The organism is Rhizobium cauense (assembly GCF_019511525.1).
Classification (GTDB): Bacteria; Pseudomonadota; Alphaproteobacteria; order Rhizobiales; family Rhizobiaceae; genus Rhizobium; species Rhizobium cauense.
This window is the reverse complement of the sequence record NZ_JAEUAT010000005.1, coordinates 372,933-392,767: the sequence shown is the minus strand read 5'-3', so window position 1 is coordinate 392,767 and position 19,835 is coordinate 372,933. Positions and strand designations below refer to the sequence as shown.

Below are 19,835 nucleotides of genomic sequence, written 5' to 3'. Positions count from 1 at the left end.
CCGATGAAGGATCTCGGCTGGGTTCACGTCGAAGCCTTTCTGGAAATGATGAGCGCCGAGCGGGGTGCGGCGGCCAACACGCTTTCCTCCTACGAACGCGACCTTGACGACCTGCACGGCTTCCTGAACGGCAAGGGCGTGCGCCTGCTGGAGGCGGCATCGGCAGATCTCTCGGCCTATCTCTCTTCCCTCGCCGCCCAGGGGTTCAAACCTTCTTCCCAGGCGCGGCGGCTGGCGGCGATGCGCCAGTTCTACAAGTTCCTCTACGCCGAGGGGCTACGCACCGACGATCCGACCGGCATTCTCGACGCGCCGAAGAAAGGCCGGGCACTGCCCAAGACGATGGGGGTAGACGAGGTCGGGCGGCTGCTGGAACAGGCGGAATCCGAAGCCCAGGATCCGGCACCCGGACAATTGCAGCGACTTCGGATGCTGGCACTGCTCGAACTGCTCTATGCAACCGGCATGCGCGTCAGCGAACTCGTTTCGCTGCCTGCCCGAGTGCTCGACCAGGATGGGCGCTTCCTGATGATCCGCGGCAAGGGGAACAAGGAACGGCTTGTGCCGTTGTCGCAGTCTGCGATTGTTGCAATGAAGCTCTACGGCCGGATGCTTGCCACTGAGAACGCGGCCGCCACCAAAGCATCTCAGGAAAGCCCCTGGCTGTTCCCCGCAGCCTCCAGGGAAGGCTATCTGCCGCGTCAGGTTTTCGCGCGTGACTTGAAAAATCTTGCGATCCGGGCAGGTCTCACCCCATCTATGATTTCGCCGCACGTCATGCGGCACGCATTCGCAAGTCATCTGCTCGCCAATGGCGCGGATCTTCGCGTCGTACAGGAACTGCTCGGCCACTCGGACATTTCAACCACGCAAATTTATACGCATGTGTTGGAGGAACGGCTTCAACAACTGGTCCAAACGCACCACCCCCTTGCCAAACAGGCCAAAAAGCAGGAATAGGACCGGCAACAAAGGGCGAGCTGAAAAAGGCAGCCCCGGCAAAAGGAACGGAAACGCACCTCATGCACAACTATCTCGACTTCGAAAAGCCGATCTCCGACCTCGAAGGCAAGATCATCGAACTGAAGAAGCTCGCCTCGGAAGACGAGAGCATCGACACATCAGATGAAATCGGCAGGCTCGAAGTTCGCGTTCGCGAAGCGATGGTCGACATCTATTCGAAGCTCAACGCCTGGCAGAAGACGCAGGTTGCGCGCCATCCGCAGCGACCGCATTTCGTCGATTACGCCAAGACGCTGTTTCAGGAATTCACGCCGCTCGCCGGCGACCGCAAGTTTTCTGAAGACGCTGCGATTCAGGCAGGCCTGGCCCGCTTCCGCGGCCAGCCCGTCGCCGTTCTCGGCCAGGAAAAAGGCAACGACACCAAGAGCCGCCTGAAGCACAATTTCGGCAGCGCCCGTCCGGAAGGCTATCGCAAGGCGATCCGCGTTCTCGAGATGGCCGACCGCTTCGGCCTTCCCGTCATCACCCTCGTCGACACGGCAGGCGCTTATCCGGGCGTCGGCGCCGAAGAGCGCGGCCAGGCAGAAGCCATCGCCCGCTCGACCGAGATGTGTCTTTCAGTGAAGGTGCCGATCGTTTCCGTCGTCATCGGCGAAGGCGGCTCGGGCGGCGCAATCGCGATCGCCACGGGCAACCGCGTTTACATGTTGGAGCACGCAATCTACAGCGTCATCTCGCCTGAGGGTGCAGCCTCGATCCTCTGGCGCGACTCCGCCCGCGCCAAGGAAGCGGCCACCAACATGAAGATCACTTCCGACGATCTGAAGGCGCTTGGCATCATCGACGGCATCATCAGCGAGCCGCTCGGCGGAGCGCACCGTGACCCGGACAGTGTTATTGCCGCAACCGGCGACGTCATTGCCAATGCTCTCGGAGAACTCTCCAACCGCACCGGCGAGCAGCTTCGCAACGACCGAAGGCAGAAGTTTCTCAACATGGGCCGCAATTTGTAGTGCACAAGCACGCGGCCCTGCTTTGAATAAGGCCAAACCTTGGCCACAATAATGTTATCAGTAACATTCCTACTTGCGGGGGACGCGAGCGCGCTTCATAGGCTGCTAAGAGTTTGTGAACCATAGTCAGCCTATGATTCGCTCCGCGCTGGTCAAAGCCGGATTGCATACTGTTGATGGGCTATTTTGAATGCGCATTCGTCACTTTGCATATGTTTCCCTGATGGCGCTGGCCCTGGCCGGCTGCAACGACGCATTGGAAACAGCCCAGGTCGATCTCTCCAAAGTCAGGAACAAGGTAGAGCAGCCGCTGCCGCCGAAGATCCTGTCCGAGATGTCGGCCAAGGGCATGCAGCGCAATTCGCCGATCATGATCCGCATCTTCAAGGAAGAAGGCGCGCTTGAGATCTGGAAGGCGAAAACCGACAATCGCTTCGACAAGATCGCCGACTACAAGATCTGCGCATGGTCCGGCCGCCTCGGTCCGAAGGTCAAAGAGGGCGACCGGCAGGCGCCGGAAGGCTTCTACAACCTGACGCGCGCCAACCTCAATCCAAACTCGAAGTATTATCTCGCGATCAATACCGGCTTTCCGAACCGTTATGACGCCGTGAATGGCCGTAATGGCACGAACCTGATGATCCATGGCGCCTGTTCTTCGTCAGGCTGCTACTCGATGACCGACGAGCAGGTGCTGGAAATCTACGCCTTCGCTCGCGATGCTTTTTCAGGTGGCCAGTCGACGGTACAGCTTCAGGCCTTCCCCTTCCGCATGACCGCCGAGAACATGGTGCGGCATCGCCTGAACTCGAACATCGAGTTCTGGAACATGCTGAAAGTCGGCTACGACAACTTCGAGGTCACGAAGCGTCCTCCTGAAGTAAACGTCTGCGAAAAGAAGTATGTCTTCAATCAGCAGGCTGTCGGCAACGGCATCTTCAATCCGGCCGGCGCGTGCCCGGCAATGTCAACGCCGGCGCCGCTGACAGCCGCCCTTGCTTCCTACGGCAAGACCTACGACGCCGATTACGCCAAGGCCATGAAGAAGTACGACGGCATGGTCTGGTACGATCCAAGCGAAGCCGAGCGCAAGGCCGTGGTCGCCAAGCTCCGCAAGGGACGTGAACTGGCCTACGCACCCACCGGCACCTCGCTTGAGGCTGGCAAGATGGTCAAGGTCGCCGAACTCGAAGAGATGATGGCGAACAAGACTGCCTCCGCGGTCACCGCAAACGCGGCCCCCGGCGCTTCCCCGACCAAGCCTGCCGCACCCGAGGCAACTGCAGTGGCAGCAGCCGTACCAACCCAGGTTCCAGTGCCCACGCCGAGCCCGCTGGCATTCGCGCCGGTGGAGCAGCCGGAGGCAGTGGAAGTCGCCTCGAAGAAGCCGTTCTGGAAGTTCTGGGGCAAGGACTGATGGCGTGAGCGCCATTCTCTACGATCTGCGCGGGCTCAAATGCCCGCTTCCGGTGCTGAAGACACGGCGCAGGATGTCCTCCCTAGTCAGCGGCGCCTTGATCCAGGTCGAAACGACGGATCCGCTTGCCGGTATCGATATCCCGCATTTCTGCAACGAGGACGGCCACGAGCTCGTGGAGACCGAAAAGACCGATACCGGCCACCGCTTCCTTATCCGCAAGGGATAGTTCTCGCCCCTTACGCTATTTTCCTACACTTTCCGGTTGAGATTGCAGCCGGAAGATGATCCGATATGGCCAATTTAGCTGAGTCTCCTCGCGCTCCTCCCGCCTTTTGATCCGAGAGGCCCATGTCGATTTCAGATGCCATCTATCGTCCGTTCGAGAGGCTGATCCGGCCGCTCGACATTCCCTACCGGCCTCTCCCCTCGAAAGGCCCGGTGACGGTGCTCCTGCACTTCATCTCGATGTTCCGCGGCGTGCTGATAGCACTGGCGCTTTGCTCGATCATGTTCGAGGCCATCAACCTCGCCATCATCTGGGGGCTCTCTGTCGTCGTCGATGGGGTGATGTATCAGGGGGCCTCCGCCTTCCTGCACAGCGATTGGCCGCTGCTCGCCTTCCTCGGCTTCCTGATTTTCCCAATGGTCCCGATCGTTTCGTTCGTGCTGAACACGCTCAATTCGCACACACTCGGCGTCGGCATGCCGGCAGCCATCCAATGGCAGGGTCATAAGGCGGTAGAGCGACAGGATCTCGCTTTTTTCCATGACCTTTTCGCCGGTCAGGTGTCCTCGCGCCTGCAGCAGGTGGCCTCAGCCGTGCAGCAGCAGATCATCGCCGCCTTCCAGTCCATCCCGCGCTTCATCTTTCAGATGGTGGGATCCGTCGTGCTCCTTGGTGCGCTCTCCTGGCAGCTTGCCCTGCCGGTGATCGTCTGGATCGCGCTCAACGTCGCCTTTGCCGCCAGGGTCGTACCGACCTTTGCAGAGCGCTCTCGCCGCACCGCCAAGCAGCGCAGCCTTGTGGCCGGGGCCATCACCGATCTCTACACCAACATGCAGATGATCAAGCAGTTCGCGGCCGAGGACAGCGAGGCCGGCGCCATCCGCCGGATCATCCAGAAGGCCGTGCAGACACAGCATAACGAACAGCGCATTTACCGCAGCGCGGAGGTGACCGTCGTCATTCTCAATTCGGTGCTGTGGATCGTCATGATGACGATCGGATTTTCCGGTCTCGTCAACGGATTTCTCACAGTCGGCGAGTTCGTCGCGGCAGTCTACGTTCTCCATCGGCTGTCGACGCAGATCTTCACTTTCCTGCAGATGGGCCAGCAGATCTTCCAGGCGATCGGCACGATCAAGGATGCGATGCCGGTCATGACCACACCGCCCACCATCATCGATCGGCAAGGCGCCGCCGACCTTGCGGTCGACAGTGGGGAGATCAGGTTCGAGAACGTCCGCTTCGCTTACAAAGGAGTCAAACCGGTCATCGACGATCTGTCGCTGACCATCCAACCCGGCGAAAAGGTCGGCCTCGTCGGTCTTTCCGGCGCCGGAAAGACCACACTCGCAAACCTGTTGCTGCGCTTCTACGACATCGGAGATGGCGCCATCCTGATTGACGGGCAGGATATTCGCGCCGTTACGCAAGCGAGCCTTCGCCGTGCGATCGGCGTCATCGCGCAGGACGTGGCGCTGCTCCACCGCTCGGTCGGTGACAATATCCGCTATGGGCGGCCGGAGGCGTCGCGGGATGAGATCGAAAAGGTCGCAAGGATGGCGAGTGCCGATACCTTCATAGCCGATCTTGCTGACAGCGACGGTCGCAAGGGCTATGAGGCCTTTGTCGGCGACCGCGGCATCAAGCTTTCCGGTGGTCAGCGCCAGCGCGTCGCCATCGCCCGCGTCCTTTTGAAGAACGCTCCGATCCTGGTGCTCGACGAGGCGACCTCCGCCCTCGACAGCGAATCCGAAGCGGCGATCCAGCAGAGGCTCAGCCTGGTAATGGAGGGAAAAACGGTGATTGCCATTGCACACCGACTATCCACCATCGCAAGCATGGATCGCATCGTCGTGCTCAATCATGGGCGCATCGTGGAAGAAGGCCGGCCAGAAGAGTTGATCGAGCAGGATGGCCTGTTTGCCCGCCTCTGGAAACGCCAGACCGGCGGCTTCATGCCGGAAGAAATCGACGAACCTCTGCCAGACCTGCTCACGAAGTGATTGGCGCCGTCTTGTTGCAAGACGGCCGCGTCGACTAGAATCGCATGCCCGGCACGGCAAGTGGATTGTCGTTCAGCGCCGTGCGATCTGGCGTATCGATGCGTGGCTTGCCGAGGAACGCGTCAAACAGATCCTTGACGAAGGCCTCCGGAAGGTCCCGGGTAATCAGCACCATGCGCGTGCGGCGGTCTTCAGGGTTCGGCCAGGCAGGCAGGCGGGAAGGCGGGTGGAAGATGCTCTGGACGCCGTGAAGCACCAGCGGACGATCCGGGCGATCAGATACCGCGACGATCGCCTTCATTCGCAGCAGCTTTTCCCCGTGCGCCGAGCGCAGGAGATCAACGAACATATCAAGCGCCATCGGATCGATCGGCTTGTCCTCGACGATCGAGAAGGAGCGGATCGATGCGTCATGACGGTTCACGTCATGCGGGTCCTGATGATCGTGTGCGTGATGATGGTGGTCATGCCCATGGTGGTGGTGATCATGGTGATGGTGAGCGTCGTGCTCGTCCTCATCGTGCAGCCAGCGACCGACGTCGGCGATCTTGGTCGCCGGATCGTAGAGGCCGTTGACAAGAACGCCAGCCAGCCCGGCCTCGGCGCTGTCTGCATCCATCAGCGCGGCGCGTGGATTGAGAGCTTCAAGTCGCGCCTGCAGAGCTCGCACGGTCTCCTGCGAGGCCAGGCTCCGCTTGGACAGGATCAGCCGGTCGGCAACCGCTGCCTGCTTCACCGCCTCCTCGTGATTGTCGAGGGTCTGCGAACCGTTGACCGCATCGACCACCGTCACGATCCCGTCGAGATCGAAATTGGTGGCAATGATCGGGTTGCCCATGATCGCCTGCATGACTGGGGCCGGATCGGCAAGACCCGTGGTCTCGATGACGACGCGCTTCACCGGCTTGACGCGGCCGGTCTGGACCGCATCCATAAGGTTTGCCAGCGTATCGACCAGCTCGCCGCGGACCGTGCAGCAAAGGCAGCCGTCCGACAGCTCGATGATCGCATCGCCGGAACTTTCCACCAGCAGATGGTCGATGCCGACATCGCCGAACTCATTGATGATGACAGCGGCATCCTTCATCGCCGGATCCTTGAGGATACGGTTCAGCAGGGTGGATTTGCCGGCACCAAGAAAGCCGGTCAGGATTGTGACCGGTATCCGATCGGAAGCAGCGCTCATCTCAAACTGACCTTAGAAGGAGGTGGCCGGACGCGGCAGCGGGATCGGGACATTGGCAATCGTGCCTGCAGTCTCGGCAGTCGCCAGCTTGTCCGGCTGCGGTTCGTTCTGCCCCGGAATGAGCCCCGCGAACACGAAGTTCGGCTCGTGGCCCATTTCCTGGATATAGGGTGACTGGACCTTCATGCGGCCGACTTCGTCACGCGTCTCGCTGCGGACCTTGGCACCCTTGGCGCTGCAGATATCCGCGGAAATGTCAGTGACCTGATCCTGGCCCGGTCCATAAGGCTGCAGCGAGGCGAGCGTATCGGGAGCGGCAAACTGGGAGGTGAAACCCTTCTGCAGCAGGTCCGCCGACGCATCCGCACGGGCGGCAAGGCTGTCGGTGCCCAGCACGACTGAGATCAGCGTGCGGCCGTTGCGCGTCGCCGAGGCGATCTGGTTGAAGCCCGAGGCGCAGATAAAGCCGGTCTTCATGCCGTCGGCGCCTGCGAAGCGGCCGATCAGGACATTGATGCTCGGCACATTCTTCGTACCTGTCGTGATGCCCTCAAGCGAGAAGTATCCGGCATACTGCGGGAAGTCACGGCGCAGCGCGACGGAGAGAACCGCGAGATCGCGCGCTGTCGTGTACTGCCCCTTGCCGGGCAGGCCGTTCGGATTGACGAAATGCGAATCGTTCATGCCGAGCTTTGCCGCCTCGGCATTCATCTTCAGCACGAAGGCTTCCTGCGTGCCGCCAACAGCCTCCGCGACGGCAACCGCAACGTCATTTGCCGATTTCACCATCAGGATCTTCAGTGCGCTGTCGAGTGTCAGCTTCTGTCCCGGCTTGAAATACATCTTCGCCGGCGGCTGGGCGGCGGCCCGCTTGCTCATGACAATAGGGGTATCGAGACTGATCTGACCGGCGCGAACCGCATCGAAGACCGTGTAGACGGTCATCAGTTTGGTGAGCGATGCCGGGTACCATTTGCGGAACGCCTCTTCATGCTCGAGCACGCGCCCGCTCTGGACATCGACCAGGATATGCGGGTTTGCATAGGCCTGAGCGGAGGCCGAGAGGGCGATGGCGGCTGCGGAAGCTGCGATTGAAAGCGGCCGCAAGGCGGCAAGCAAGCGATTCTGGCGCGTCGACACGGTTCGTCCTTAAAGATGTCCGGAAGTCTCGAAAGTTTCCCCTATTTAACGTATATGGCCATGACATGGCAAAGGGCCTTGATTAAGTTATTTCTGCGGCATCGTGTCCTCGTGATGCGGTTCCGTCCCCGTTTTGATTTCACGACAGGAAGCTGACATGCCGATTTTGAACAGAGCCGCCGAACTTCAGGACGAGGTAACAGAGTGGCGCCGGCATATCCACGCGCGCCCCGAACTCCTCTTCGCGGTCGAGAACACCGCAGCCTTCGTGGCTGAGAAACTCAAGGAATTCGGTGTCGACGAGATCGTCACCGGCATCGGCAGAACCGGCGTCGTCGGCCTGATAAAAGGCCAGGGCGAAGGCGGGCGCACCATCGGCCTGCGCGCCGACATGGACGCGTTGCCGCTTACCGAAATCAGCGGCAAGCCCTGGGCTTCCACGACACCTGGCAAGATGCATGCCTGCGGTCACGACGGCCACACCGCCATGCTGCTCGGCGCGGCCAAGTATCTGGCCGAGACGCGCAACTTCAACGGCAACATCGCGGTCATCTTCCAGCCGGCCGAAGAAGGCGGCGGCGGTGGCAACCTGATGGTCAAGGACGGTATGATGGAGCGCTTCGGCATCGAGGAAGTCTATGGCATGCACAATCTGCCGGGTCTTCCGGTCGGCCACTTCGCGACCCGCAGCGGCGCGATCATGGCCGCCACCGACGAATTCACCATCACCATCAAGGGGCGTGGCGGCCACGCGGCACAGCCGCACCGCACGATCGACCCGATCGCCATCGGCGCACAGATCGTCAGCAACCTGCAACTGATTGCCTCGCGCAATGTCGATCCACTGCGCTCCGTGGTCGTCTCCGTTACCAAGTTCAACGCCGGCTTCGCCCACAACGTCATCCCGAACGATGCGACGATCGCCGGCACTGTCCGCACGCTCGACGAAGAGGTGCGCAATCTTGCCGAAACCCGATTGAAGCAGGTCGTCAACGGTCTGGTCGCTGCCCATGGCGCCGAAGTCGATATCGAGTTCAACCGGAACTACCCTGTCACCTTCAATCATGCGACAGAGACCGACCATGCCGTCCGCATCGCCGGCGAGATTGCCGGCGCGGGCAACGTGAACGCCGAGATCGACCCGATGATGGGTGGCGAGGATTTTTCCTACATGCTCAACGCCCGTCCCGGCGCATTCATCTTTATCGGCAATGGCGACACGGCAGGCCTGCACAACCCGGCCTACGACTTCAACGACGAAACCATCGCCCACGGCATTTCCTATTGGGTGCGGCTCGCCGAACAGCGCCTCGGCGCCTGAAACTGACTTCATGCATCGCGTGCAAAAGAGCTTGGCTTCCGGCCAAGCCTTTTGTATGCATGACGCTCAAGTGGTCCCGTAGCTCAGCAGGATAGAGCATCAGATTCCTAATCTGAGGGTCACGCGTTCGAATCGCGTCGGGATCACCACCATTTGAATGGCGATTTTCGCGCTGCTCACCCTCCAAGTCAGAAAAATGTTGGCCGAAGAAACCTGGCATTCCGCGCATCGGAATGAGCTCGCCGCGGCACGTCATATGAGAACCGTTGCACAAACGCACTAGCCTGCACGAGTTTCCTGACACCAACCTGAATATTCTTGCGACAGCTGAAAAAGAGCATAGACTCAACCAATACTTCATCAGCGCATTGGAAGCGCGATGGCGTTCTTGGATCGAGACTGAATTGACGACCGCCCTACAACCTGCTCAAGATATTGATGAATTTACGCAGCAGGACGTGAGGATCTTGCTTGCCGGTTTCGCCGACAGCTCGAGGCGCCTGCAAAGGCTGGCCTTGTCACACGGAAGCGTGTGGATCAAGCGATACGGAACCGAACGTTCATCCGTTTGGCGGAGCGTTCAAACAGTCTTTGCGGCGGTGATCCCTTTTACTTTTCTCAGGCCATCCCCCAAGCTCAACCACAAAGACATGATCAGTCGCGAAGTTCGGCGGATGGAGACCTTTCGCGAGAGGGGCTTTCTGACGCCCTCGATAATCTATCGATCTCCTACTGCGATCATTCTCAGCGACGCGGGCGAGACCGTCGCTGCCCGGCTGGCTGAATTGGCGGCAACGGACCCACTCGCCCACGATGCGCTCCTCATTAATTGCGCCGGCGAACTCGGACGCTTGCATGCGGCGGGTCTTTGTCATGGACGGCCACACCCACGGGACTTCGTGCTGAATGGCGAAGAGATGCTATATCTCGACTTCGAAGAGGAACCGGAGGCCGTGATGCCGCTGGCAGTCGCCCAGGCACGCGACATCTGGTTGCTTTTGTTCCAGATTGCCTCGACCGCGAACTCCCGTGTGAAGTCTATGAATGACGCTTACGGCGCCTGGGCGGCCAAGGCTCCGTCGGAAGCTGCCGAGGAGTTGCGGAAACTCATCCGGTTCCTGCGCCTGCTTCTCCCCATCGCCCGGATCGTCAATCGCGTCCGCGCGGGTCAAGACATCACCCGATTTGTCGTCGCCATGACATGCCTGATGATGCAGCCGTCCATAATGGACGTCTTGAACATGTAGTCTTGAGGCTCCGCGTGTGCATTGCACTTACGCAAGTGAGATCACCGCCCAGGGCAGACATCAATTATTCCCGAATAGCATTCATCCATTCATCAATTCTTGCTTCGATTGCATTGGCGTCGTAGTTTGCGCAGCCTTATGCTATCAGGGGGAATTGGTATGCTTCGAAATTCGAGGATATTACTTCTTTGCGTTGTGGCCGCCACCGCACTGCCGACATCTGGCTCGGCGCGCAGCTGGCATTCCGATGATACTGCCGCCCTCGTCGGAGGACTGTTGCTCGGCGGCATAGCGGCGTCGGCCGCATCACATGATCACGTGCATCAGAACCAGTACATTCCTCCCCCACCGCCCTATCCACCCCGCAGCGCGCCGTTCAGCCCCGCCCGCGACGTCATTTGCTATCCGCGGCAAGGCGCCTGCTTCAATCCCGACGGCGACTTCCTGCCGACCTGGACCAACCGGCTATTCTGATTTGCGAGGGAACGAGATGAGAAGAGTCGTAGCAGCACTTGCCGCATGCCTGGGAGCCGCTTCACCCTCCCTGGCTGAGAACCCGACCAGCGGCTTCGTTCGCCTGCACGCGATCGACCTGCTCGAGCGCGCGTTGACACAGGAACAGCAGACCAAACTTCAACTTGTCGCCTACCAGACGGCGATTGCCGATGTTTGCCTGGGGTTTACGCTTGACGACGCGAAGATGGCAAAGGCCTTCGAGACCCTTGCGCCAGCCGACGCAGCCAAAATGAGCGACGCCCAGAAGGACTATCACGACAAGCACATCCTGGTGATCTACGGCATTCTCGTCGGCGGTGAGCTGGCAGCGATGTCCGACGACCCTTCGGAAGCCTGTGCAGCAGCCGCGAAGGTCAAGACCGATCCCGACTTCGCCGGCGAAGTCGTCTGGCAATGAGCCGGAAATCCGGCCGCTACGAGCGCGCGGCCCAGGAAAGCCCGCGACGAAGAATGAGGCGCATATAGGGGTGCTCGAACTCGCTGGCGACATGGCCGAGCGCAGAATAGAACACCCGTCCCAGGCCGAACTGACGCTTGAACGCGACCGGCATCGTGACGTTGCGCGAGGCCGCGTCATACTCGCCGGAAAAGCTCGTTGTTGCCAGGACTTCGACTGAGGGATCGTAGTGAAGGTAATATTGTTCGGACCGATAATCGAAATCGGGGATGCCTTCCATCACTGGATCGTGCTGGCGCGTAACGTTGACCCGGAAATCGATGATGTTGCCGGGATGAGCGACCCAGGTCACTCCGGAGACGTAGCGGAAGGATGCACTTTCCTTGAACGAGGTGGCGAGCGCGCCATGATGTCCGCCGAGACCGAGGCCCCCACGCACGGCGTCCACCAGTGCGGCAGCATGCGCCTTCTCGATCGTTTCTCCGGTGATGACAGGCACGAGCAGATCGGCCTTTGCGATCACTGACGAGCCGAAGATGCCGAGATCGCCGGTCACGTCGACGGCAAAGCCATCCTCCTGAAGGAGCTCTCCGACGATGTGAGCGCACTCTTCCGGCTCATGGCCGCTCCATCCGCCCCACACGATGATCGCCTTGCGCATATGCACCTCCCTTGCCAAACGCACTTGGCCGTTCTCACGAACCGACTCTCCTTTACGACAGGAACGCCAGCACAAACCAGTGCAAGCCTTTGCCGATCACATTTTCTGTCATTTGACTGGAGGGCGGAACTTTCCGCCGCACCGGGCGTTTGGGCCGAAACAGGAGTGCTCGCCATGCGCATGAAATTGACGGTGCTTGCATTCGCATATCTCGTTGTCAGCGGCCTGCTGCTCGCGACCGCTTACAAATCGACCGGGCCCATCACCACGCCAAAGACGGATAGGGTGGCGGCCTTCGAGATGGAACGCTTCGCCGGTTGACGTCTAGCTACTCTATCACGATCGCATTGCGCACAGGCTTCGATCCAGCGATCGCTTGCGCGACGCTCGTCGCCCGCTCGAGTTCCGAGGCCGTTGCGACCGTGCCTGTCAGAACCACCGTGCCACCTTCGAGCGTGACTTTCACATCCGCGGCATCAATACCACCGGCCACAGCCAGGGCATTGGCCACAGCCTCCTCAAGAGCAGCATCCTTGTCGGCACCGGTCTCGGGCTCATAGGGCTCGCCATAGAACGTCGGTTGCTTGAAAACCATTTACCTTCCTCCTGTCGCAATCACAAAACGCGGCAAGTGGCCGATTGGTTTCGTGCAGGCGCCGTGAGCCACGAGCGCCGCGGCGACTGAGGGCCAATCAATTTCTGCTGCGCCGCACACTTGCCGCTCATTTCAATCCCCTGTACAGCCAGTGCCAAAAGCAAGAGTCTTGGCGAAGATCACCCGATGATGGCAGGAAAAAGCGCTCCCAGGCGCCTTAGTATTTTTGGCTCAACCGGCTCGATCGGACAGAATACGCTCGATGTTGTCGCACAGCTCGGCGGACGGGATTGCTATGAGATCTCCGTCGTAACCGGCAACGAGAATGTTCAGCTCTTGGCGGCGCAGGCAAAGTCCGCCGGGGCCAAGCTTGCGGTCACCGCCAGCGACCACAAGTATCACTCACTGAAGGAAGAGCTTTCCGGCAGCGGTATTGCAGTGGCCGCCGGTGTCTCGGGCTTGGCGGAAGCGGCCGACCTCGAAGCCGATTGGGTGATGGCAGCCATCGTTGGCACCGCCGGGCTTGCGCCGACACTTGCCGCAGCCCGCAAGGGCGCCACGATCGCGCTTGCCAACAAGGAATGCCTGGTTTCGGCTGGCGACCTCTTCGTCGATGCTGTCGCAAAGGGGGGCGGACGACTGATCCCCGTCGATAGCGAACACAGCGCAATCTTCCAGTCTCTGGACGAGGATCAGCGGCACGCCGTCGAACGGATCATCTTGACGGCTTCGGGCGGTCCGTTCCGCACCTGGTCGCGCGCCGACATGGCGAATGTGACTGCAGCGACGGCTCGAGCGCACCCAAACTGGTCGATGGGACTGAAGATCTCGGTCGGCAGCGCCTCGATGTTCAACAAGGCGCTGGAGATGATCGAGGCGAAGCACCTCTTCGGCGTGCGCCCAGAGCAAATCGAAGTGATCGTGCATCCGCAGTCGATCATCCACTCCATGGTTGGCTACACCGACGGATCGATCATTGCCCAGCTCGGCTGCCCCGACATGCGGACGGCAATCGGCTATGCACTCGACTATCCGCGCCGCCCGAAACTGAACGTCGAGCGGCTGGATTTTGCCAAGCTCTCACGCTTGGACTTCGAGGCACCTGACGAAGAACGCTTTCCGGCACTGAGGCTGGCACGCACCGCGCTGGAACGCGGTGGCCTGCAGGGTGCCATCATGAACGCGGCAGAGGAAATTGCGTTTCACGCCTTCGTCGAGGAGCGCATCGGTTTCCTTGCCATGGCCAACATTGCCGAAGCGGTTATGGACAAGATGATCGCAACTGGCGAAGCGAAGACAATGGACGACGTCTTTGCCGCCGATGCCGAAGCCCGCAGGCTTGCCGCAGAACTGGTATCCCTCAACGAAAAGGCCGCCTGACGGCGGCCTAGCTTTTCCCGAAAATTGTGCCGTCAGGCAACGTGCCGCGCCAGCGCGCAGCGCGACCAGAGCGAATGCAGCGCCTCGACGAGATGCTCGATGTCGGCATCGCTGTGCAGCGGTGTCGGAGTGATACGCAGCCGCTCGGTCTTCTTCGGCACCGTCGGGTAGTTGATCGGCTGCACGTAGACGCCGCAATTGTCGAGCAGCAAATCGGAGATCCACTTGCACTTGGCCGCATCTCCAACCATGACCGGCACGATATGGCTCGGGTTGGGCATATGCGGGATGCCCTGCTGATCGAGCAGCGCCCTGAGCTTGCGGACACGATCCTGATGGCGTGCACGCTCGAACGGGCTGACCTTCAGATGCTGGATCGAGGCAACCGCACCGGCAGCAAGGGCCGGCGGCAGCGCCGTCGTGAAGATGAAGCCGGACGCGAAAGAGCGAATGAAGTCACAAAGTGCGGTCGATGCGGCAATGTAGCCGCCCATGACGCCGAAGGCCTTTCCGAGTGTGCCTTCGATGACAGTCAGACGATCCATCAAGCCTTCGCGTTCGGCAATGCCGCCGCCGCGCGGTCCGTACATGCCGACGGCATGGACTTCATCGAGATAGGTCATCGCGCCGTATTTGTCGGCGAGATCGCAGATTTCCTTGATTGGCGCGATATCCCCATCCATCGAATAGACGGACTCGAACGCGATCAGCTTCGGCGCCTTCGGATCGGCAGCCGCCAGCTTGGCTTCAAGATCCTGGATGTCGTTATGCTTCCAGATCACCTTCTCGCACTTGGCATAGCGAATGCCCTCGATCATGGACGCATGGTTCAGAGCGTCGGAGAAGATGACGAGACCGGGGATCTTGGCGCCGAGGGTGCCGAGGGCCGCCCAGTTGGAAACATAGCCCGAGGTGAAGATCAGCGCCGCTTCCTTGCAGTGCAGGTCGGCCAGTTCGCGCTCGAGCAGAACGTGATAGTGGGTGGTGCCAGAGATATTCCGGGTGCCTCCCGCACCCGCGCCACAGTGATCTATGGCGTTCTTCATCGCCTCGATCACCTTGGGGTTCTGGCCCATGCCGAGATAGTCGTTGGAGCACCAGACCGTGACTTCCTTCGGACCGTCCGCCGTGTGTCGCGTGGCGCGCGGAAAGCTGCCGCGGTGACGCTCAAGATCGGCAAAAACGCGATAGCGGCCTTCGGTGTGAAGCCCGTCCAACTCGTTTTTAAAGAACGCTTCGAAATCCATCATCTGCTCCAGTATCGTGCGAGCGTTTTTTGCCAACGGACGCGCGCACGTCAACCCTTTGCCCTCGCTTTACCATTAACTGCGTCAAAAGGCCCATAGTCTTGAATTATTTTAATTCGAAAAAGCTCATTTTGAGGCAGACGGCAGAAAAATGCGAGGCAGCTTACCTGCCTCGCATTTGCGCGGGTTCCGTCAAGTGGCGGCGGAAACGGCGCGTTTGGCCATCACTTTGATGAGGTTGGCGCGGTATTCCGCACTGGCATGCAGGTCCGACATCAACCCTGTCGGATTGACATCGACACCAGCGACGGAGCCGGCAGACCAGTTCGCGTCGAGCGCGGTCTCCATGGCCGTCTGGCGAAAGACGCCGTCGGATCCAGCCCCTGTGACGGCAACCCTTGCGCCACCAGCACCCTTGGCAACGAAGACGCCCGTCATGGCATAGCGCGACGCCGGATTTGGGAATTTCGAGTAGCCGGCCTTGTCGGGCGCTTCGAAACTGACAGCAGTCAGCAGTTCGCCGTCCTCCAATGCCGTCTCGAACAGACCCGTGAAGAAATCGTCGGCAGGGATCTCGCGCTTATTGGTGATGATGCGGGCATTGAGCGCCAGCATTGCCGACGGGTAGTCCGCAGCAGGGTCGTTGTTGGCGATCGAGCCGCCGATCGTGCCCATGTGCCGGACATGCGGATCGCCGATCATGCCGGCGAGGTCGCAGATCGCGGGACAAACCGCACGCAGAGCCGCCGATGCGGCAACTTCGGCATGCGGAGTCGCTGCCCCGATGGTCACCTTGCGACCATCGACCTTGATTCCCTGCATCGCGGGAATATGCCTGAGATCGACGAGATCGCTCGGCGCGGCGAGACGTTGCTTCATTGTCGGGATCAGTGTCATGCCACCGGAAACATATTTGCCTTCCGATGTGCCCGAAATCATCCTGACGGCTTCATCGACCGAGGACGCGCGGTGATAGTTGGTCTGATACATCGTCGTTCCTCCTCAATGAACCGCACGCGCTGCCATCCACACCTTCTGCGGCGTGGCGGGCATCGTCAGCATGTTGTTGCCGATCGCATCGGTGATGGCATTGATGAGCGCCGGCGGAGATCCGATGGCACCGGCCTCGCCGCACCCCTTGATGCCGAGCGGATTGCTCGGGGATGGCGTCACCTGATGCGAGACCTTGAACGACGGCAAGTCGTCGGCGCGCGGCATGGCATAGTCCATGAAGCTGGCGGTCAACAGCTGGCCGTTCTCGTCGTAGTGCACGGCCTCGAGCAGCGCCTGGCCGATGCCTTGTGCAATACCGCCATGCACCTGCCCTTCGACGATCATCGGATTGATGATGTTGCCGAAATCGTCTGCAGCGACGAACTGGATGATCTCCGTCTTGCCGGTTTCCGGATCGACCTCGACTTCGCAGATGTAGCAGCCGGCCGGGAACGTGAAGTTGGACGGATCGTAGAAGGCGGTTTCCTTCAGCCCCGGCTCCATGCCGCCCGGCAGGTTGTGCGCGGTATATGCGGCGAGCGCCACCTGGAACCACGGCAGGCTCTTGTCGGTACCCGCCACCTTCACCTCGCCGTTCTCGATGACGATATCGCCCTCGTCGGCTTCCATCAGGTGGGCGGCGATTTTCTTGGCCTTGGCCTCGACCTTGTCGAGCGCTTTGACCACGGCCGACATGCCGACGGCGCCCGAGCGCGAGCCGTAGGTGCCCATGCCCATCTGCACCTTGTCGGTGTCGCCATGCACGATCGACACGCTCTCCAGCGGAACGCCGAGACGATCCGACACAAGCTGTGCGAAGGTCGTTTCGTGCCCCTGCCCGTGGCTGTGCGACCCGGTGAGCACTTCTATCGTGCCGACCGCATTGACGCGAACCTCTGCCGACTCCCACAAGCCGACACCGGCACCAAGCGAGCCGACTGCCTGCGAGGGAGCAATACCGCACGCCTCGATGTAGCAACTCATGCCGAGACCGCGCTTCAGGCCGCGGCCGGCAGCCTCGGCCTTGCGCGCCGAAAAGCCGTTCCAGTCGGCGGCCTGCATCGCCGCATTGAGCGATGCTTCGTAGTCACCCGCGTCATAGTTCATGATGACTGGCGTCTGATGTGGGAAAGCCCGGATGAAATTCTTCCGCCGCAACTCGGCAGGCGAAACGCCAAGCTCGCGCGCCGCCGTTTCCATCGTCCGTTCAAGCAGGAAGGTCGCCTCGGGACGACCGGCACCACGATAGGCGTCAACCGGCGCGGTGTTGGTATAGACCGTCCGCACATTGGCATGGATCGCCGGAATATCGTACTGGCCCGACAGGAGCGTCGCATAGAGATAAGTCGGTACCGCCGACGAGAACAGCGACATGTAAGCGCCGAGGTTGCAGATCGTGTCGACCTTCAGGCCGATGATGCGGTTGTCGCTGTCAAAGGCCATTTTCACCTTGGAGACATGGTCGCGGCCATGGGCGTCTGTCAGGAAGGCCTCGGTCCGGTCCGAATTCCATTTCACCGGCACGCCTGTCTTCTTGGAAGCCCAGAGACAGACGATCTCTTCCGGGTAGATGTAGATCTTCGATCCAAATCCGCCGCCAACGTCAGGAGCAATCACCCGCAGCTTGTTCTCCGGCGCGACATTGTAGAAGGCGCTCATCACGAGACGGGCGACGTGCGGGTTCTGGCTCGTGGTATAGCAGGTGTAATGGTCTTCTGCGGCGTCGTAGATCCCGAGCGCAGCACGCGGCTCCATCGGATTGGGCGACAGGCGGTTGTTGTGGATCTCGATTTCGGTGACATGTGCCGCTGCGGAAATAGCCTTGTCGGTTGCCGCGCCATCACCGAGTTCCCAGTCGAAGATCAGATTATTCTCAGCTTCCGGATGGATCTGGGGTGCACCGGACTTCAGCGCGTCGACAGCCTCGACGACAACAGGCAATTCCTCGTAGTCGATTACCACGGCCTCTGCGGCGTCCCTGGCTTCCGCCAGCGAGTCGGCAACCACGATCGCAACAGCATCGCCAACGTAGCGGACAGTCTCCACTGCCAGCGGACGCCAGGCTCCCATCTTCATTGGGGAACCATCCTTCGAATGGATCATCCAGCCGCAAATAAGATTGCCGATCCCGTCAGCAAGCAACTGCTTGCCATCAAGCACGTCGATGACACCGGGCATGGCCTTTGCCGAGGCCGCATCGATCCCCTTGATCCTGGCGTGTGCATGTGGACTGCGGATGAAATAGGCGAATTTCATGCCCGGCACGACCATGTCGTCCGTGTAACGGCCCTTGCCGGTCAGGAACCGCTTGTCTTCCTTTCGCGCGACGCGTGCACCAATTCCTTCAACACCCATGATGTCCTCCCAATGGGTTTCGGGCCTGGCATTCCGCCAAAGTGAATCGTATTCGGCAGTCAGCCAGACAATTCCTGAGAGCTATTCGGCCGCCTGCTTGGCGGTGCCGTGCATCTGCTCGTTGGCAGACAGGACGGCTTTGACGATGTTGTGATAGCCGGTGCACCGACAGATATTGCCGTCGAGTTCATGGCGGACCGTCTGCTCATCAAGCTGGCCGCCGTGGCGCGAGATCATGTCGACGGCCGTCATCACCATGCCTGGCGTGCAGAAGCCGCACTGCAGGCCGTGGTGCTCCTTGAAGGCCGCTTGAACAGGATGCAATTCACCGTTGCTGGCAAGGCCCTCGATGGTGGTGATTGTGGAACCCGACGCCTGGACGGCAAGGATCGAACAGCTCTTCACCGATTTGCCATCCATATGAATGACACAGGCACCGCACTGGTTGGTATCACAGCCGACGTGCGTTCCCGTCAGGCCGAGTTTTTCGCGAATAAAATGGACAAGAAGCGTACGTTCTTCACAGTCACCGCTGACCGCCCGGCCGTTCACCGTCAGTTTCACTTTCGCCATGATTTCCTCCTCGCGCCTCCTCCAGGCGCGGACGGTATCATTTGACGTTTTCGCTTTGGGATCAACCACTACTTTAGGGAGGTCGATTAAATTCGCCGTGTCTGGTTGTGCCAAATTTGAAGGGAAGTTGCGCACCATTTGCGCAAAAAACCGAACCTCAAAAAGAGCGTTGCTTTTTTTGCGCCACAGTTTGACGACTAGCATGACAAAAACAAGAATCAGGGACGGCCACCGCCTGTTGAGGGCGACCAACCTAGGAGTAGAATTTGATTAAGAAGATTGCCGCATTCGCTTTGATCGGACTTTCGATCGCAAGCTGCACGCCGACCCAGCAGGGCGCTGGCATCGGTGCAGCATCGGGCGCCGTTATCGGCGGCGTCGTCACTGGCAATGTGCGTGGAGCAGCGGTCGGCGCCGCGATTGGCGGCGTTTCGGGCGCGCTCATCGGCCGTGTCGCCGAGCAGCCGGGGCAGTGCTATTATCGCGATCAATATGGTCGCCGCTACATCGACGATTGCCGCGGCGGCTATTGAGCCAACGCAAAATCCCCTCGAAATCCCGGGTTAGCAGCCCGGGATTTCTCATTTTTTCCACTATTT

The 19,835-nt window shown here is 60.3% G+C and carries 20 protein-coding genes and 1 tRNA gene; 13 read left to right on the top strand and 8 right to left on the bottom strand.

Features of this window, described 5'->3' with window-relative positions:
* Window positions 1-3 precede the first annotated feature (3 nt).
* The 5 genes from xerD (at window position 4) to JNB88_RS12495 (ending at window position 5,625) form a co-directional block, all read left to right on the top strand.
* Window positions 4-960, top strand: a complete 957-nt coding sequence (xerD, locus tag JNB88_RS12515) for a site-specific tyrosine recombinase XerD (RefSeq protein ID WP_220355719.1) — start codon at window positions 4-6, stop codon at window positions 958-960.
* Between the two features lie 62 nt (window positions 961-1,022).
* Window positions 1,023-1,976: an acetyl-CoA carboxylase carboxyltransferase subunit alpha gene (locus JNB88_RS12510; RefSeq protein WP_037132250.1), complete on the top strand. Its 954-nt coding sequence runs from the start codon at window positions 1,023-1,025 to the stop codon at window positions 1,974-1,976.
* Between the two features lie 190 nt (window positions 1,977-2,166).
* Window positions 2,167-3,393, top strand: coding sequence for a L,D-transpeptidase family protein (locus JNB88_RS12505; protein WP_220355718.1), 1,227 nt, complete (start codon window positions 2,167-2,169; stop codon window positions 3,391-3,393).
* 4 nt (window positions 3,394-3,397) lie between these two features.
* Window positions 3,398-3,622 (top strand): sulfurtransferase TusA family protein, encoded by a 225-nt coding sequence (locus tag JNB88_RS12500; RefSeq protein ID WP_220355717.1) that lies wholly within the window; start codon window positions 3,398-3,400, stop codon window positions 3,620-3,622.
* 122 nt (window positions 3,623-3,744) lie between these two features.
* The gene (locus JNB88_RS12495; RefSeq protein ID WP_220355716.1) at window positions 3,745-5,625 is read left to right on the top strand and encodes an ABC transporter ATP-binding protein; all 1,881 of its coding nucleotides are present in this window, start codon (window positions 3,745-3,747) and stop codon (window positions 5,623-5,625) included.
* A 34-nt stretch (window positions 5,626-5,659) separates the two neighbouring features.
* On the opposite strand, the gene JNB88_RS12490 is transcribed toward JNB88_RS12495, so the two are convergent.
* Together JNB88_RS12490 and JNB88_RS12485 are read right to left on the bottom strand one after the other, a co-directional pair.
* On the bottom strand, window positions 5,660-6,811 hold the full coding sequence (locus JNB88_RS12490) for a CobW family GTP-binding protein (protein ID WP_220355715.1): 1,152 nt from the start codon (window positions 6,809-6,811) through the stop codon (window positions 5,660-5,662).
* 12 nt (window positions 6,812-6,823) lie between these two features.
* The gene (locus JNB88_RS12485; RefSeq protein ID WP_220355714.1) at window positions 6,824-7,951 is read right to left on the bottom strand and encodes a D-alanyl-D-alanine carboxypeptidase family protein; all 1,128 of its coding nucleotides are present in this window, start codon (window positions 7,949-7,951) and stop codon (window positions 6,824-6,826) included.
* A gap of 157 nt (window positions 7,952-8,108) precedes the next feature.
* On the opposite strand from JNB88_RS12485, the gene JNB88_RS12480 reads away from it, so the two are divergent.
* The 5 genes from JNB88_RS12480 (at window position 8,109) to JNB88_RS12460 (ending at window position 11,432) form a co-directional block, all read left to right on the top strand.
* Window positions 8,109-9,272 carry a M20 aminoacylase family protein gene (locus tag JNB88_RS12480; protein WP_220355713.1) on the top strand — a complete coding sequence of 388 codons (1,164 nt, stop codon included), beginning with the start codon at window positions 8,109-8,111 and terminating at the stop codon, window positions 9,270-9,272.
* A 72-nt stretch (window positions 9,273-9,344) separates the two neighbouring features.
* Window positions 9,345-9,421 (top strand) — tRNA-Arg (locus JNB88_RS12475).
* A 525-nt stretch (window positions 9,422-9,946) separates the two neighbouring features.
* Window positions 9,947-10,519, top strand: a complete 573-nt coding sequence (locus JNB88_RS12470) for a BUD32 family EKC/KEOPS complex subunit (protein ID WP_220355712.1) — start codon at window positions 9,947-9,949, stop codon at window positions 10,517-10,519.
* A 159-nt stretch (window positions 10,520-10,678) separates the two neighbouring features.
* Window positions 10,679-10,993, top strand: coding sequence for a hypothetical protein (locus JNB88_RS12465; protein WP_220355711.1), 315 nt, complete (start codon window positions 10,679-10,681; stop codon window positions 10,991-10,993).
* A gap of 16 nt (window positions 10,994-11,009) precedes the next feature.
* Window positions 11,010-11,432, top strand: a complete 423-nt coding sequence (locus JNB88_RS12460) for a hypothetical protein (protein WP_220355710.1) — start codon at window positions 11,010-11,012, stop codon at window positions 11,430-11,432.
* Between the two features lie 16 nt (window positions 11,433-11,448).
* Here the strand turns inward: JNB88_RS12460 and JNB88_RS12455 are convergent, their stop codons facing one another.
* On the bottom strand, window positions 11,449-12,093 hold the full coding sequence (locus JNB88_RS12455; RefSeq protein WP_220355709.1) for a ThuA domain-containing protein: 645 nt from the start codon (window positions 12,091-12,093) through the stop codon (window positions 11,449-11,451).
* A 174-nt stretch (window positions 12,094-12,267) separates the two neighbouring features.
* Here JNB88_RS12455 and JNB88_RS12450 point away from each other — a divergent pair, with 174 nt between their 5' ends.
* Window positions 12,268-12,414: a hypothetical protein gene (locus tag JNB88_RS12450; RefSeq protein WP_197066635.1), complete on the top strand. Its 147-nt coding sequence runs from the start codon at window positions 12,268-12,270 to the stop codon at window positions 12,412-12,414.
* Between the two features lie 7 nt (window positions 12,415-12,421).
* Here the strand turns inward: JNB88_RS12450 and JNB88_RS12445 are convergent, their stop codons facing one another.
* Window positions 12,422-12,688 (bottom strand): BON domain-containing protein, encoded by a 267-nt coding sequence (locus tag JNB88_RS12445; protein WP_037132224.1) that lies wholly within the window; start codon window positions 12,686-12,688, stop codon window positions 12,422-12,424.
* A 186-nt stretch (window positions 12,689-12,874) separates the two neighbouring features.
* Between JNB88_RS12445 and dxr the strand changes: the two genes are divergently transcribed.
* Window positions 12,875-14,068, top strand: a complete 1,194-nt coding sequence (gene dxr / locus JNB88_RS12440) for a 1-deoxy-D-xylulose-5-phosphate reductoisomerase (RefSeq protein ID WP_220355708.1) — start codon at window positions 12,875-12,877, stop codon at window positions 14,066-14,068.
* Window positions 14,069-14,100: 32 nt separating this feature from the next.
* Here dxr and hemA read toward each other — a convergent pair whose 3' ends face one another.
* The 4 genes from hemA to JNB88_RS12420 form a co-directional block, all read right to left on the bottom strand.
* Entirely contained in the window at window positions 14,101-15,315 is a 1,215-nt protein-coding gene (gene hemA / locus JNB88_RS12435) for a 5-aminolevulinate synthase (RefSeq protein ID WP_220355707.1), read from the bottom strand.
* A 192-nt stretch (window positions 15,316-15,507) separates the two neighbouring features.
* On the bottom strand, window positions 15,508-16,305 hold the full coding sequence (locus JNB88_RS12430; protein ID WP_220355706.1) for an FAD binding domain-containing protein: 798 nt from the start codon (window positions 16,303-16,305) through the stop codon (window positions 15,508-15,510).
* A 12-nt stretch (window positions 16,306-16,317) separates the two neighbouring features.
* Window positions 16,318-18,663: a xanthine dehydrogenase family protein molybdopterin-binding subunit gene (locus JNB88_RS12425; protein WP_220355705.1), complete on the bottom strand. Its 2,346-nt coding sequence runs from the start codon at window positions 18,661-18,663 to the stop codon at window positions 16,318-16,320.
* Window positions 18,664-18,744: 81 nt separating this feature from the next.
* A complete protein-coding gene (locus tag JNB88_RS12420) occupies window positions 18,745-19,236 on the bottom strand; it encodes a (2Fe-2S)-binding protein (protein ID WP_037132215.1) in 492 nt (163 codons plus the stop codon).
* A gap of 266 nt (window positions 19,237-19,502) precedes the next feature.
* Between JNB88_RS12420 and JNB88_RS12415 the strand changes: the two genes are divergently transcribed.
* Window positions 19,503-19,769, top strand: coding sequence for a YMGG-like glycine zipper-containing protein (locus JNB88_RS12415; protein ID WP_197066634.1), 267 nt, complete (start codon window positions 19,503-19,505; stop codon window positions 19,767-19,769).
* Window positions 19,770-19,835 lie beyond the last annotated feature (66 nt).

Bases quoted from the DNA above. Each gene is read 5' to 3' on its own strand.
- xerD (WP_220355719.1), top strand. From the start codon at position 4: ATGAAGGATCTCGGCTGGGTTCACGTCGAAGCCTTTCTGGAAATGATG.
- JNB88_RS12510 (WP_037132250.1), top strand. From the start codon at position 1,023: ATGCACAACTATCTCGACTTCGAAAAGCCGATCTCCGACCTCGAAGGC.
- JNB88_RS12505 (WP_220355718.1), top strand. From the start codon at position 2,167: ATGCGCATTCGTCACTTTGCATATGTTTCCCTGATGGCGCTGGCCCTG.
- JNB88_RS12495 (WP_220355716.1), top strand. From the start codon at position 3,745: ATGTCGATTTCAGATGCCATCTATCGTCCGTTCGAGAGGCTGATCCGG.
- JNB88_RS12490 (WP_220355715.1), bottom strand. From the start codon at position 6,811: ATGAGCGCTGCTTCCGATCGGATACCGGTCACAATCCTGACCGGCTTT.
- JNB88_RS12480 (WP_220355713.1), top strand. From the start codon at position 8,109: ATGCCGATTTTGAACAGAGCCGCCGAACTTCAGGACGAGGTAACAGAG.
- JNB88_RS12470 (WP_220355712.1), top strand. From the start codon at position 9,947: ATGGAGACCTTTCGCGAGAGGGGCTTTCTGACGCCCTCGATAATCTAT.
- JNB88_RS12465 (WP_220355711.1), top strand. From the start codon at position 10,679: ATGCTTCGAAATTCGAGGATATTACTTCTTTGCGTTGTGGCCGCCACC.
- JNB88_RS12460 (WP_220355710.1), top strand. From the start codon at position 11,010: ATGAGAAGAGTCGTAGCAGCACTTGCCGCATGCCTGGGAGCCGCTTCA.
- JNB88_RS12455 (WP_220355709.1), bottom strand. From the start codon at position 12,093: ATGCGCAAGGCGATCATCGTGTGGGGCGGATGGAGCGGCCATGAGCCG.
- JNB88_RS12450 (WP_197066635.1), top strand. From the start codon at position 12,268: ATGCGCATGAAATTGACGGTGCTTGCATTCGCATATCTCGTTGTCAGC.
- JNB88_RS12445 (WP_037132224.1), bottom strand. From the start codon at position 12,688: ATGGTTTTCAAGCAACCGACGTTCTATGGCGAGCCCTATGAGCCCGAG.
- dxr (WP_220355708.1), top strand. From the start codon at position 12,875: ATGATGGCAGGAAAAAGCGCTCCCAGGCGCCTTAGTATTTTTGGCTCA.
- hemA (WP_220355707.1), bottom strand. From the start codon at position 15,315: ATGGATTTCGAAGCGTTCTTTAAAAACGAGTTGGACGGGCTTCACACC.
- JNB88_RS12430 (WP_220355706.1), bottom strand. From the start codon at position 16,305: ATGTATCAGACCAACTATCACCGCGCGTCCTCGGTCGATGAAGCCGTC.
- JNB88_RS12425 (WP_220355705.1), bottom strand. From the start codon at position 18,663: ATGGGTGTTGAAGGAATTGGTGCACGCGTCGCGCGAAAGGAAGACAAG.
- JNB88_RS12420 (WP_037132215.1), bottom strand. From the start codon at position 19,236: ATGGCGAAAGTGAAACTGACGGTGAACGGCCGGGCGGTCAGCGGTGAC.